Origin of the sequence: Flavobacterium ginsengisoli (assembly GCF_029625315.1) — a bacterium.
Lineage (GTDB): Bacteria > Bacteroidota > Bacteroidia > Flavobacteriales > Flavobacteriaceae > Flavobacterium > Flavobacterium ginsengisoli.
In genome coordinates this window covers 4,816,209-4,830,361 of record NZ_CP121110.1, presented here as the reverse complement: position 1 = coordinate 4,830,361, position 14,153 = coordinate 4,816,209, and the positions used below count along the sequence as shown (strand labels likewise).

At 33.0% G+C, this 14,153-nt stretch carries 15 protein-coding genes; 5 read left to right on the top strand and 10 right to left on the bottom strand.

From position 1 onward, the window contains the following. The first annotated feature begins 5 nt into the window (after positions 1-5). Positions 6-1,592, top strand: a complete 1,587-nt coding sequence (locus P5P87_RS22955; protein ID WP_198856648.1) for an MDR family MFS transporter — start codon at positions 6-8, stop codon at positions 1,590-1,592. Between the two features lie 150 nt (positions 1,593-1,742). Here the strand turns inward: P5P87_RS22955 and yaaA are convergent, their stop codons facing one another. Beyond that, positions 1,743-2,501, bottom strand: coding sequence for a peroxide stress protein YaaA (yaaA, locus tag P5P87_RS22950; RefSeq protein WP_198856649.1), 759 nt, complete (start codon positions 2,499-2,501; stop codon positions 1,743-1,745). A gap of 492 nt (positions 2,502-2,993) precedes the next feature. Here yaaA and P5P87_RS22945 point away from each other — a divergent pair, with 492 nt between their 5' ends. Both P5P87_RS22945 and P5P87_RS22940 read left to right on the top strand, forming a co-directional pair. Beyond that, positions 2,994-4,427, top strand: a complete 1,434-nt coding sequence (locus P5P87_RS22945; protein ID WP_278020723.1) for a CCA tRNA nucleotidyltransferase — start codon at positions 2,994-2,996, stop codon at positions 4,425-4,427. 15 nt (positions 4,428-4,442) lie between these two features. After that, positions 4,443-5,468, top strand: a complete 1,026-nt coding sequence (locus tag P5P87_RS22940; RefSeq protein WP_278020722.1) for a COX15/CtaA family protein — start codon at positions 4,443-4,445, stop codon at positions 5,466-5,468. Positions 5,469-5,826: 358 nt separating this feature from the next. Here P5P87_RS22940 and P5P87_RS22935 read toward each other — a convergent pair whose 3' ends face one another. From P5P87_RS22935 to P5P87_RS22895, 9 genes are all read right to left on the bottom strand, one after another. Beyond that, positions 5,827-6,594 (bottom strand): LytR/AlgR family response regulator transcription factor, encoded by a 768-nt coding sequence (locus P5P87_RS22935; RefSeq protein WP_198856652.1) that lies wholly within the window; start codon positions 6,592-6,594, stop codon positions 5,827-5,829. A gap of 39 nt (positions 6,595-6,633) precedes the next feature. Further along, a complete protein-coding gene (locus tag P5P87_RS22930; RefSeq protein ID WP_278020721.1) occupies positions 6,634-7,020 on the bottom strand; it encodes a 2TM domain-containing protein in 387 nt (128 codons plus the stop codon). Positions 7,021-7,033: 13 nt separating this feature from the next. After that, complete coding sequence (locus P5P87_RS22925) at positions 7,034-7,339, bottom strand: 2TM domain-containing protein (RefSeq protein WP_233074104.1); 306 nt, start codon at positions 7,337-7,339, stop codon at positions 7,034-7,036. A 2-nt stretch (positions 7,340-7,341) separates the two neighbouring features. Further along, a complete protein-coding gene (locus P5P87_RS22920) occupies positions 7,342-7,671 on the bottom strand; it encodes a 2TM domain-containing protein (RefSeq protein WP_278020720.1) in 330 nt (109 codons plus the stop codon). A 33-nt stretch (positions 7,672-7,704) separates the two neighbouring features. After that, complete coding sequence (locus tag P5P87_RS22915) at positions 7,705-7,974, bottom strand: 2TM domain-containing protein (protein WP_278020719.1); 270 nt, start codon at positions 7,972-7,974, stop codon at positions 7,705-7,707. After that, positions 7,974-9,311, bottom strand: a complete 1,338-nt coding sequence (locus P5P87_RS22910; protein ID WP_278022825.1) for a histidine kinase — start codon at positions 9,309-9,311, stop codon at positions 7,974-7,976. Before P5P87_RS22910 ends, P5P87_RS22915 begins: the two co-directional genes overlap by 1 nt. Positions 9,312-9,329: 18 nt before the next feature. Next, positions 9,330-9,950 (bottom strand): hypothetical protein, encoded by a 621-nt coding sequence (locus tag P5P87_RS22905; RefSeq protein ID WP_198856657.1) that lies wholly within the window; start codon positions 9,948-9,950, stop codon positions 9,330-9,332. Positions 9,951-9,999: 49 nt separating this feature from the next. Continuing rightward, positions 10,000-10,362: a DUF2141 domain-containing protein gene (locus tag P5P87_RS22900; protein ID WP_278020718.1), complete on the bottom strand. Its 363-nt coding sequence runs from the start codon at positions 10,360-10,362 to the stop codon at positions 10,000-10,002. Between the two features lie 403 nt (positions 10,363-10,765). Continuing rightward, a complete protein-coding gene (locus P5P87_RS22895; protein ID WP_278020717.1) occupies positions 10,766-12,931 on the bottom strand; it encodes a TonB-dependent receptor in 2,166 nt (721 codons plus the stop codon). Between the two features lie 142 nt (positions 12,932-13,073). Between P5P87_RS22895 and P5P87_RS22890 the strand changes: the two genes are divergently transcribed. Both P5P87_RS22890 and P5P87_RS22885 read left to right on the top strand, forming a co-directional pair. After that, the gene (locus P5P87_RS22890; protein ID WP_111378292.1) at positions 13,074-13,532 is read left to right on the top strand and encodes a DinB family protein; all 459 of its coding nucleotides are present in this window, start codon (positions 13,074-13,076) and stop codon (positions 13,530-13,532) included. Between the two features lie 160 nt (positions 13,533-13,692). After that, positions 13,693-14,151 carry a YciI family protein gene (locus tag P5P87_RS22885; RefSeq protein WP_278020716.1) on the top strand — a complete coding sequence of 153 codons (459 nt, stop codon included), beginning with the start codon at positions 13,693-13,695 and terminating at the stop codon, positions 14,149-14,151. Positions 14,152-14,153 lie beyond the last annotated feature (2 nt).

Below are 14,153 nucleotides of genomic sequence, written 5' to 3'. Positions count from 1 at the left end.
GATAAATGGCAACAGCAGTACAAGACGACGATTTAGTAGAATACGGTTTCAGACGTGTTATCATTACGATTACAGCAGTGCTTTGTGCACTGTTGGAAATTGTAGATACAACGATTGTAAACGTAGCGCTGACAGACATGCGCGGAAGTCTTGGAGCTACCTTGACCGATGTGGCATGGGTAATTACAGCATACGCAATTGCGAATGTTATTGTAATTCCGATGACGAGCTGGCTATCACAGCAATTTGGAAGACGTAATTATTTTGTGGCTTCCATTATAATATTTACAGTCTGTTCTTTTTTGTGTGGTAACGCCACAAATATTTGGGAACTTGTAGCCTTCCGATTCGTACAAGGTATGGGTGGTGGAGCACTTCTAGTAACAGCCCAAACGATCATTACAGAAAGTTATCCTGTAGCAAAACGTGGAATGGCGCAAGCGATTTACGGAATGGGTGTAATTGTTGGTCCAACTTTAGGTCCGCCTTTGGGAGGATATTTAGTAGACAATTACTCTTGGCCTTATATTTTCTACATTAATATTCCGTTAGGAATTATCGCTACAATTTTGGCTTTAACATTCGTTAGAAGTCCGAAATATGGAGAAAAATTAAAAGCCAATCAGGTTGACTGGTGGGGAATAATCTTGTTGAGTACCTTTATTGGTTCTTTACAATTCGTTCTAGAACATGGGCAGCAAGACGATTGGTTTAACGATTCTTTAATCGTAACCTTAAGTGTTGTAACCGTTCTTGGATTGGTTTTATTTATATGGAGAGAGCTTACTTATAAATATCCAATCGTGAACTTAAGTGTTCTAAAAGATGGAAACTTAAGAATTGGAACCATAATGTGTTTTATTCTTGGTTTTGGTTTATACGGTTCAACATTGATTATCCCGATTTATACGCAATCTATTTTAGGTTGGACTGCAACTGATGCAGGTTTATTATTAATTCCAGGATCTATTACAACAGCATTCATGATGCCATTTGTTGGAAATATGATTCAGAAAGGTGTACCACAGGGTTATATGGTTGGAGTAGGATTTTTGATTTTCTTCTTCTTTACCTTTATGATGTATAGCCGAATGACACCAGATACAGGAGTTGAACATATGTATTGGCCTTTAATTTTAAGAGGAATTGGTTTAGGATTACTTTTCGTGCCTATTACAACTCTTTCTCTTTCTACTTTAAAAGGAAAACAAATTGGTGAAGGAGCTGCATTTACAGGAATGATGCGTCAATTAGGCGGATCTTTTGGTATTGCAATTATTACTACTTTTATCACTCGTTTTAGCCAGTCTCATAGAGTCGATTTAATTAATAACCTAGATCCTGCTAAGTTTGACGTGCAGCAGCGCATTGCAGGAATGCAGCACGCATTTATGGCAAAAGGATATAGTGCGGATGTTGCCTTGAAAAAAGCGTATCAAGCCATAGAATATTCAGTAATGAAACAAAGTACTGTAATGGCTTATATGGACATCTTTCTTTATCTAGGAATTATGTTTTTATGTTGCATACCGATTATTCTCTTTATTAAAAAAGGGAAGAACAAAATTAGTGCAGCCGACGCAATGCATTAATGATAATAGATTTATAATACGCATAAACGCCGAATTCTTAGTTGAATTCGGCGTTGTTTTTTATTCTTATTTACCAAAGAATTTATTTTAAAGAGGAGTTAAAAAACTCAGAATCTTAGCAACTTAGAACCTTAGAATCTTTAAAAAAAGTTATCTTGTAAAAACTAAATGATTTCCCTTAGAAAGATTTGCGTCAAACTGATACCCTTCGTAATTAAAACCTTTTAAATCATCTATAGTTTCAGCATTAGTATCAATAATATAACGCACCATCATTCCCCTAGCCTTTTTGGCAAAGAAACTAATCATTTTTAGTTTTCCGTCTTTGTAATCTTTAAAATCTGGAGTAATTACAGGAACTTTCAGAGCTTTTACATCAACAGCCGAGAAATATTCATTACTGGCTAAATTCACAAATAATTCGCCTTTTTTCAATTCTTTGTTTAAAGCTTTTGTAACCGTTGGTTTCCAGAAATCATGTAAATTTTTAGATTCGCCAACGGGCATTTTAGTTCCCATTTCTAGACGGTAAGCTTGCATTAAATCAAGCGGTTTTAAAAGACCGTAAAGTCCAGATAAAATTCTTAATTTATCTTGCAGAACATCTAATTTTTCTAAGGGAATTGTATAAGCGTCTAAACCTGTATAAACATCTCCATCAAAAGTATAAACTGCAGGACGTGCATTTTCTGGAGTGAAAGGTGTTTTCCAATCCTGATTACGTTTCCAATTTAAATCGGCTAATTTGTCTGAGATTGACATTAGTTCTGATAATTCAGAAGGCTTTTTTGTTTTTACTACTTTATGAACCACTCTTGCTTCTTTTAAGAATGAAGGTTCTGTATATTGAGATGTTGGTAATTCTTTTTCGAAATTCAATGATTTCGCTGGAGATATAACAATTTTCATGTGTGCTTTTTTCTATGATTCAAAAATACAAATTGAATTTCTAAAAACAGATTATCGCAATTGATTTGTTTTATTGGGGTATAGATTTTTTTCTGCCACTAATTGCACAAATTTCCACGAATTATTCTTTTGCGCAAATTGTTATATTTTTTTGCCACAGATTAAAATGATTTACACAGATTTTCTTAATCTATTACTATTTTTTCTGCCACGACCCGAGCGATAGCGAACAGGCGAAGCAATTGCACAAATTTTCACTAATTAAAAATCTTTTTTAATCCTTTTAATCTGTGGCAGAAAAATAAATTCGTGGAAATTCGTGCAATTCGTGGCAACCATTCTCATTTTAATAAAATTCTGCACGACAAAATGTGAAATTGTTCAAAAAAGTGAGCTCTAGATTATAATAGGCATTTTCTATGTTGTAAATTTGCATGCATTTCATTTCTTAGAAATTTGAAATTGCATTTTTACTCAATAATTAGTGAATTCGTGGCGATACAAACAAACTATAAAACTGCTTTACAAAACAAAATCTTCGATATTATTTCGAAAGCTTCTCAGGAATTAAAAGTTGACTCTTATGTAATCGGCGGATTTGTTCGTGATTTGCTTTTAAACCGAGGTTCTAAAAAAGACATTGATGTTGTTGCAGTTGGAAGCGGCATCGAATTGGCTCTTAAAGTTTCAGAGTTACTGCCGAACAAACCAAAAGTTCAGGTTTTTAAAACTTACGGAACTGCAATGCTTCGTTTTGAAGATACCGATATTGAATTTGTTGGCGCACGAAAAGAATCTTATACCCGAGACAGTCGAAATCCTATTGTAGAAAATGGAACTTTGCAAGACGACCAAAATCGTCGTGATTTTACCATCAATGCATTGGCTTTATCATTAAACGAGAATAATTTCGGAGATCTTTTAGATCCGTTTGACGGATTAACCGATTTAGAAAATAAAACAATCAAAACGCCTTTAGATCCAGATATTACCTATTCTGATGATCCTTTGCGAATGTTGCGCGCCATTCGTTTTGCTAATCAATTGAATTTTGAAATTGAAGAAAATTCACTAAATGCCATCACCAAAAATGCTGATCGCATTAAAATTATTTCTGGTGAAAGAATCGTTGATGAGTTAAACAAAATTCTCATGACCGATAAACCTTCAACAGGATTTTTACTTTTATACAAAACAGGGCTTTTAGATCTAATTTTACCTGAATTAACAGCGTTGAATCAGGTAGAAGAAATTGAAGGTCATACACATAAAAACAATTTCTATCATACGTTGGAAGTTGTTGACAACATCTGCCCAAATACAGACGATGTTTGGCTTCGCTGGTCAGCATTACTTCATGATATTGGAAAAGCGCCAACGAAACGTTTCACTAAAAAACAAGGATGGACTTTTCACGGTCATGAATTCTTAGGCGGAAAAATGGCTAAAAAAATCTTCGAGCGTTTGCATATGCCTTTAAACCATAAAATGAAATTCGTTCAGAAAATGGTTATCATGAGTTCGCGCCCGATTGTTTTGGCACAAGATATTGTAACCGACAGTGCTGTTCGCCGTTTGGTTTTTGATGCTGGCGAAGATGTAGAAAATTTAATGACTTTGTGCGAAGCGGATATCACAACCAAAAATCCATCGAAATTCAAGAAATATCATAAAAACTTTGAAATTGTCCGCAAGAAGATCGTTGAAGTAGAAGAGCGAGATCATGTACGTAATTTTCAACCACCAATTACGGGAGAAGAAATTATGGAAATATTCGACTTAAAACCTTCACGAGAAATCGGAATTTTAAAAGAAGCTGTAAAAGAAGCCATTTTGGAAGGCGATATTCCGAATGAATATCAAGCCGCTTATGATTTCGTAATCAAAAGAGCTGAAAAATTAGGCTTAAAAAAAGTTGAGAAATAAGTAGTATTTAATAAAATGAAAAAAGAGAATAAATCAGTAATCATTTGGTTACTATCGGGCTGTGTTTTATTATTTTTAATGGTTGTCGTGGGAGGAATTACCCGTTTGACCAATTCAGGTTTATCTATGACTGATTGGCATTTGGTAACCGATACCTTTCCACCTTTAACAGAAGCAAAATGGCAGGCTGCTTTTGACGAATATAAAAAGTTTCCTGAGTATCAGAAAATCAATATTCACAATGATTTTCAGTTAGCCGATTATAAATTCATCTATTTCTGGGAATGGTTTCACCGTTTCATTGGCCGTATTATTGGCTTGGTTTTCTTTGTGCCGTTTGTTTACTTTTTAGCAAAAAAGAAATTAGACACCGACACTATCAAAAAATGCGTAGTGCTTTTAGGAATGGGAGCTTTCCAAGGTTTTTTAGGTTGGTTTATGGTAAGAAGCGGATTAATTGACAATCCAGATGTAAGCCACTTTAGACTTTCTTTGCACTTAACTTTTGCTTTTATCACATTTGCGTATACACTTTGGGTTGCCCTAGACTTGATTTATCCAGAAAGAAATATCAATAAGATTTTACCTCTTAGAAATATCGCTCGTTTTGCTTTAGTCGCTTTATTAATCCAAATTATTTATGGCGGATTTGTGGCTGGATTAAATGCAGGTTTAATTCACAATCATTGGCCTTTAATGAGCGACGGAGAATTTATTCACGAATCGGTTTTTATTGAGCAATCTTCTTTAATAAAAAATTTAATTGAAGGAAAAAGTGGTGTTCAGTTTGTACACAGAACTTTTGCTTATGTAGTTGTAGCGATTATTCTTTTTCTTTTCTTCAAAAGCAAAAAATATACGCTTACACATACTCAAGCAAACGGAATCAAAACTTTAGTTGTTTTTGTTTTCATTCAGTTTTTATTGGGAGTTTTCACTTTATTATACAGTGTGCCTTTGGCTTTAGGATTAATTCACCAAATTATGGCGTTTTTCCTTTTGAGTGCTATGACATATACTTTACACCGATTAAGCAAATAAATCGAAATATATTTAAACATAAAAAAGAAGCTGTCTCACAAGGACAGCTTTTTTGTTGGAAGGAATATTATTTTTAAAATTTATTTTATGTGCAAAACCCCTGCGGGGTGAAATATTTATAGAATTACATTAAGACAAATAAAAAGAGCTCCGGAGGAGAGACATATATTTAGACTTTACAAAAATATGTCGCTCCTCCGGAGCTTTATGTTGTACACGTTTATCTTTTGCTATAAATATTTCGCTTCTCTGAAGCTTAAAAAAAGCTATCCTTTTGAGATAGCCTTTTTATTATGATATCGATTTTAATCCGAAAAAATTAAAATCTGATGAATTTCTATTTTTATTATTTGGATTTTTATCCCAACCAAGCTTTAAAATCCTGCACTTTTTCTCGGCTTACAATTACCTCATCATCTTTATAAGTTGGCAGAATAACTTTCAATCTCGAATTGGTATATACTTGAATTTCTTTGATTGCTTTTAACGGAACAATAAATTTTCTGCTTACGCGAAAGAAATCCTTTTTATCTAATTCCTGTTCCAGAATTTCTAAAGTCGAATCAATCAAATAATCTCGATTGTCGTAGGTATGAATATAAGTTCCTTTATTTTCGCTGAAAAAACATTCAATTTCTTCTGTAGTAATTACTTTTAAATGTTGTCCTATTTTAACCGTAAATCTCTTTTTATACGTTTTCTCAAAAGGATTTGAGAGCATTTGACGAATTTGCTCGAAATCTAACTGCATATTTGAAGATTCTGCCGTGGCTTTCGGAAGACGCGATTTATATTTTGAAACCGCCGTTTCGAGATCATCTTCGTCAATTGGTTTTAGAAGATAATCTATACTGTTTAATTTAAAAGCTTTTAAAGCGTACTCATCATAAGCTGTAGTAAAAATGATAGCGCTTTTGATATCTATTTTTTCAAAAATCTCAAAAGATAAACCGTCTGAAAGCTGGATATCCAAAAAAATTAGATCTGGATGCGGATTATTTTCAAACCACTGAACCGATTCCTCAACAGAGTGAAGCATTGTTTCTACGGTTACATCTAGCTTTTCAAGTTTTCTTTGCAGCAACCTCGCCGCTGGTTTTTCGTCTTCTATAATTAATGTGATCATTTACTATATTGTAAAAAATTGAAAAATATTAATTCAAATTTACTCCCATTTATTTTTATTTGCGGCATCTTTTTCCATGTATTTTTGGATTTTTCTTTTCTCCCAATCAGATCCAAAAAACCAGTCGGTACCAAAAACCGATAATGCGTGTGCTAATAGACCAATTCCCCAAAAAAACGCAGTTGAATAAGTATGCCATTCTGTTAAACCACTTAAATCCATTACCAGTAGACCAGCAGATTTATCTCGAGTCAAACTTGATACAATGATAATAATATTTACAATGATGAAAATTTTCAAATGCGAGTAAAATCTTTTAAGTCTTTTTACTCTTTTATAAGCGACATTGTAATTTGGATCGTCTGCATACTCTCCAAAATGCTGTCTTGCGTAATCTTCATACATTTCTCTTCTAAAACGTCCCATAACTATATTTTAATTATTTCCACTTATTTTTATTCTGTTTTTCCTTCTCCATAAACTCTTTGATTTTTCTTTCTTCCCATTCTTTGCCCATTCCTGGAAAAACTTCAAAGACTTTTAATCCGTGAAAAACCACTCCTACTCCCCACCATAATAATGGCCAGAAAAACCATAGATATTGAGGCGATGTATAAAGATTTATAAAAATCAAAATTGCGTTTACAAATATATAAGCAACTAGATTTCCATAAAATCCTTTTAAATTTTCAACTTTTTTTCTTGCCTGAATATATCTTTCTTCTTCGCTTAAATTCGTTTCCATGATTATTCCCATTTTTGCTTTTTATATTTTTTTTCTAAGATGCTTCTCAATTTACGCTCTTCCCATTCGTGCCCGAAAATTTTATACGAGGCAAACAAATCAATTGCAGAGCCTACTACAACAGCTGAACAAATAATTACAACAACCCAATTTAAATATCTAATTGAAAAAAATTGCAAGGGAAGATTGGTATATTCTTTTAAAAGAAAAAGGATCATTGCAAAGCCATAAACAAACAAGTGTTTGTAAAAATATTTTAACTGAATCACTTTTTTGGTTGCCAAGTCTTTCAAGATGGCTTCTTCCTGATCGTTATTCAAATTTGTTTCCATGATTACTTTCTAATCGTTGTTGGTTTTCTTTTTCTAGAATTTCTCTAATTTTTTCTCTTCCCATTTCTTATTAAAGAAAGGCGGAAGACTAAAAACTTTCAGTCCGTGCAAGATTATTGCCATTCCCCAGCCCATTACAGACCAAATCCACCAAAGGTATCCTGGAGAAGTCATATAATTTACAACAATCACAATTGGATTACATAAAACGTACACGGTCAAATGCTCATAAAATCCTCTTATTTCTTTGACCCTTTTCTGAGCGTCATAATAACGATTTGCTTCTATGAAATCTTTTTCCATTATTTCCACGTTTTTTGCTTGTTATCTTTCTCTAAAATCTCTCGAATCTTTCTTTCTTCCCAATCAGAGCTGTATCCAAAAACTTTAAAAGCATGCATTGCAACTCCAAATCCCCAGCCTAAAGCCGAAAACCAAAACCATTGAAATCCTAGTGAAAATTTTAGATTGATAAAAACCAAGAACGGAATCACACAGCAATACGAAATTATATTTCCGTAAAATCCTTTTAGTTCTTCTACACGTTTTTTGGCTCTATAATAAGCTTTTGCTTCGTCGGTATATTCTGCACTCATTTCCATAACTGCAATTTGTTTGGTTAAAATTGGAATTCTAACAGTGAAATTCTTTCCATCTTCCTCAATCTTCACTTTTCTATCCGTTATAATTCCGTATCTGTTTACAATATTCTGCAGTCCGACACCTTGCCTATCCTGCAAAACTTCTTTTTTCTGAAGATCATTCTGAATGGCCAGATAATCTTTATCAATAAAAATTCTAATATGAAGCGGTTTTTGCTCACTTACCACATTATGCTTTACGGTATTCTCTAATAAAAGCTGTAAAGAAAGCGGCACCACTTTGGCTTCTGGGTTAATGTTTTCTGTTGGCAATTCGTAAAACAAACTATTTTCGAAACGCATTTTCAGAAGATTCATATAGGTTTTTGCAAACGACAATTCGTCTTCAACCGAAACCAATTCTTTGTCTTTCTGTTCTAAAACATATCGATAAATTTTAGATAATGAAGTAGTGAAACGCTGCGCATTATCTGGATTTTCTTCTATTAAAGAACTAAGAACATTTAAGCTGTTAAAAAGAAAATGCGGGTCGATCTGGTTTTTTAAGCTTTCAAATTTGGCATTTGCTGTTCCCGCAATAATCTTTTGTTGTGTTACTTTGTTTTCCTGATAGAGTTTATAAAAATTAAGTCCGTGAAAAAACAATAAAACAATAAAAGTCATTACTGCAGATTCTATATAATTTTCAGCCTTTTCATTTGCTAAAAAACCAATAATTGTCTTATTCTCGATTATTACACTTGTAAACAAACGCAATACTCCAATTACGATCATCGACACTAAAAAAGAACTTGCAAAACCAATTAAAATTCTCTTTACTGAATATGGATTTTCTCTGAATACTCTATCTAAAAAATCAAAAAGAACGACATTTACGATATATAAAACCACACTGTAAAGCATGCAGTACAAGAAATAAATGTAAAGATTCTTGTTAAAGACTGCTGTTCCTAAAGAGGCAAACCGAATTAGAAAAGAGAACAAAAATACTATTCCTCCAACTAAGCATGCTTTTAACAAATTAGGTTTTAATATCATCATATTTATAATACTGAATTATTTACAAGTTTTTTGAATTTCTAAAGCTCTATCTAATCCCCATTTTGGAGAATAAGGTGTTGCTGGTTTAAAAGTATTAAAAAGTTCAATAGATTTATCAACTTGCGCGCATAAAGGTTTTGTATCTACTCCTGTCCATTTTGCACCACCTAATTGATAATCGGCTTCACCAAAAACCGCTCTCGGATTGGTAGGATCCAGCGCTTTTGCTTTCGCGTAAGCTTCCATTACTTTGCCAGAATATTTCATTCCGTTTGTCATCGGGTCAGCCACAACGTATCCTGTATAAATTAAGGCTTGCATAACATACAATTCTGAATTGGCTTGATCTTTTATCATTTCAAGATCTAAGGCGTCTTGCGCTTTTGTCAATAACAAATCGATTTTTGTTTTGTCTTTTTCTGTAAAAACAGCTGTCGCATTGATCATAGCAATATAATAATTTGGCAAATAGCTATTTTTTTCTGCCGCAGCAATTCTTTCGAATAAAGCCGAAGCTTCAGCATTTTTCCCTTCTTTCCAAAGTCCGAATGCTTTGTTCATTCCTTGTTCAAATTGTGTTTGAGCTGAACTTATTACTGCTACAAATAATGCAATTAAAGTGATGATTTTTTTCATTTTATAAGTTATTAATGGTTTGTTTATATGGATTAGTTATTTGTTTTATTTAGAATACAATTTCAATTTTTGAATCTTTGCTGACATTAAATTTAGCATCTTGATATGATGGAGATCCCATAAATCCTTTTGCATTGTTTGAAGTCGCATATTCTTCTGATGGAGCTCCCATTGCATTTCTGTCAAGCTTTCCGTTGCTATTTTCATCATGATACGTTGAGATTGCATATTCTCCCGCTGGAAGATCATCAAAAGTTACAACCGCTTTATTGTCTTTAATTTCGGAAGCCAAACTTTTGTAAGTTGTTTTAAGGAAAGTTCCGTCTGAATTATATAATCCTACTTTCACGATTCCTATGTCATTTTTCAAACCTGAAACGGCAACAGTTAATTTTACATTTTGAGCAGACATTAAGTCTGCAGATAAATAAAATAGTTATTGTAATAATTTTGGTCATGATTTCTATTTTTTTTAAGTTTCTAAGGTTCTGAGTTACTAAGGTTCTAAGTTTTGTTGTTGATGATTAAAACTCTCTTTTTTAGGTTCAAAGGTTCAGAGTTGCAAAAGTTCAGAGGTTTGTTTTTCTCATTACTAGTGTTCAAAAAACTTTGAACCTTTATTCCTTTGTTTATTTGTTCCTTTTAATTTACACTTCAAAAGTATGCTGGTTTTTAATCTTTTAAAATTAAATGATACTGAGTTGTTGATTTTGGTTACTGAATTGTTTTTTTTTAAAAGTTGCTAAGGTTCTGAGGGACTAAGCTTCTAAGTTTTTTTCCTCAGAACCTTAGTAGCTTAGCATCTTAGAACCTTTTTAAAGATTCTTCAACTGATTCTCATTCTTGTTCTGGCTGATCGTCCAAAAGAAACCTACGAAGAAGAATCTGTCTGCTGTTGGCACCACGGCTTGTCTTTGATAAATTCCGTTGGCATCTGGTAATTTTGCGTAATCGTATCCGAAAATATTTTGAGTTCCTAAAACATTCGAAACTGAGAAATAAAGGATTTTTTGCGTCGTTAATAAATACGCCCAGCTGAAACTTAAACTATTGTACGATTTCGTTTTCCCATTCATAAACTGTGTTTGGTTCGGATCGTTGTATGGACGACCTGAGCTGAAACTGTTTGTTAAACTAACCTGAGATTTCCAATCTGTAATAAAATATTTTGCTACAACAGATAAGTTATGATTGGCAATAAAACTTGGAGTCGCCATGTTTGGAAAGTTTTTATATTGTCTTTCTGAATCGATATAAGAGTACGAAATCCAATATTCTAGGTTTTTGTGCAAATTGCTGTCTTTCCAAAATAAATCGAATCCTTTTGCATAACCAGATCCATTATTATTAAAAACCGAATTGTACTGAATATCTCTTGTGTCGTATTGCACTAAATTGCTGTAATCTTTATAATAAGCCTCTGCTCTAAGTGTTTGACCTATTCTTGTAAACGTATAATTAAAAATATAATGTCTTGCTTTTTCACTTTCAAACTGATGGTATTTAGAAAATTTAATATAATCTACAACTGGTGTTTGAGAATAATCTCCATAAGCAAACGAGAACTGACTGTTTTTTGAAGCTTTATATCCTAATGAGGCTCTTGGCGCAATATTATTTTCATTTAATAAACTATTGTTTGAATATCTTAAACCAACTTTTAAGGCTAGTCTTTTAGAAAATAAAATATCACCTTCAGTATACGCTGCAAAAATGTTTGAATCATAACCATTTGTAACATTAAGTGAAATATTATCGGCTACGTTTTCATCGTATTTTGTAATGAAATAATCGCTTCCGAAAGACAACTTAAAAAAGTTTGAAAATTTCTTGCTTAGTTTCAGTTTCAGCTGAGTCGCATTTTCTTGGTTTTCGATTCCGGTAATATCATATTTTAGTTTGTTTTTGCTGTAACCATAGCTCACTCCAGAAGTAATCTGCCATCCAGTTCCAAAACTTCCTTTGTAAGATGAATTCAAATAGAAATTATTATTGTTCATATCTGTTCGAATTGGATTCTCGAAATTGACATTTTTCTGATTCAAATCAAATTTTTCAGAATCAAAAGAGGCATACAGCTTAAATATTCCGTTTGTGAAGTTGTATCTATAAACGGTTTCTCCACCAAGCGATTGATACGGATTATTCCAATCTACATTTTGCGGAATAACAGCTTGATAAGGCGCTAAATTCACATACATCATATTTACACTCAATGAACTTTTTTTGAATTTCTGTGTATTTCCTAAACTCAAACCAACCGTCATTAATCCGATATCCGTTTTTTCATGATCTTCTTCGTCTTGAGTGTTTAAAAGTAAAACACTCGACAAGGCTTCACCATATTCTGCAGAATAACCACCTGTAGAAAAAGCGATTCCGCTAAATAAAAAAGGAGAAAAACGGCTTCTTGTAGGTAAGTTATTTGTAGTTGCGCCATAAGGCTGCGCTACACGAATTCCGTCAACAAAAGTCTGTGTTTCGCTTGCTTCTCCTCCACGAACAAACAAACGTCCGTCTTCACCAACCGTTTGAGTTCCTGGCAAAGTCTGCAAAGCCGCCACTATATTTCCTGCAGAACCTGCTATTGTAACAATATCTAGCGGTTTCAAAACAGAAACTCTCGATTTCTCTCCAGATTCTAAAGTTCCAGCTGTAATAATAACAGCATCCAAAGTATTAATGTTCTCTTTTAATTTTACTATTTGATCTTTATAATTAGCAACATCAATTTCTTGTTTGTAGGTCTCGAAAAGTAAAAAACTTACCACTAAAAATTTATTTCCAGTTTCGGCAGTTTCAAAAGAAAATTCTCCTGTTTCAGAACTTGTTGCTCCGTCGTAAGTTCCGTCAATATAAATATTAGCTCCAGCAACAGGTTTTCCTTTTGGGTCAAGTACTTTTCCAGAAATAGTATTTTGAGCAAAAATTAAAGCTGTAAAAAATAAAAAGCTAATAGTAAAAAATAATTTGGTTTTCATGTCATCTTTGGTTTTTGATGAAGCAAATGTATTTTAACAATTCATGTTAAAAAATATATAATAACCCAATTGTAGATTTTCGAGGATGAGTTGTAAAATACTAATTTGTATCTTAGTAACGTGTTTCTAAAAACTATTAACTATGTCAGAAAGTAAAAGAGTTTCGAATTTATATCAATCCATTTATAATGGAAATCCATGGCTTGAAGTAACCTTAGCAGATACTTTAAAAGATGTAACTGCAGCTCAGGCTTATAAAAAAATCAATCCTAACTTAAACACGATTTGGGAAATTGTCAATCACCTAATACAATGGAGAAGAAACATATTAAAGCGTGTTCAAGGAGAAATAATTACAACTCCCGATCATAATTATTTTGTGCCCATTTTAGATTCATCTGAGCCTGCTTGGGAACAATCACTGCAAAGTCTGGCAAAATCTCAGGAATTATGGAGTGCTTGTCTGAGTGATTTTAATGATGAGGATTTCGAGAAAATAGATCTAAATAATAATCACAATTTTTATGAAGATATTCACGGAATCATTCAGCATGATGTGTACCATTTAGGACAGATTGTTATTTTGAAGAAATTGCTTTAGTTAAGAAAAGGTTTTTCCATAACATTGTCATTTCGAGGAACGAGAAATCTTCACGAGAAGCTCGACAAAGATTGGATTTTAGTTGCGGAGCTACTTGTTAAGATTTCTCGTTCCTCGAAATGACAAAAATTGAGGCTAATTTTAAAACATAATTAATCAAATGAAAAAATTACTTTTTGTTTTCTGTTTTTTTGTTTTTAATGCAATCGGCTTTTCACAAGAAACTGAAATTAAATACGATGAAAACCTCGCAAAATCACTTCATGCCGACGAATACGGAATGAAGAAATATGTTTTTTGTCTTTTAAAATCCGGAAGTAATACAACAGCCTCTAAAGAAGAAACCAAAAAACTTTTTGAAGGACATATGGAAAATATTGGCAAACTAGCCAAAGAAGGAAAACTGGTTGTTGCAGGGCCATTCATGAAAAATGATAGAAATTATCGTGGCATTTATATTTTTAATGTCGAAACTGTAGAAGAAGCCAAAACGCTTGTTGCCACCGATCCGGCAATAAAAGCCAATTTACTCGAAGCCGAATTAACGCCTTGGTATTGTACCGCTGCTTTGCAGGAAATTCCGAAAATGCATGAAAAAATTGCCAAGACGAAAATGTAAAA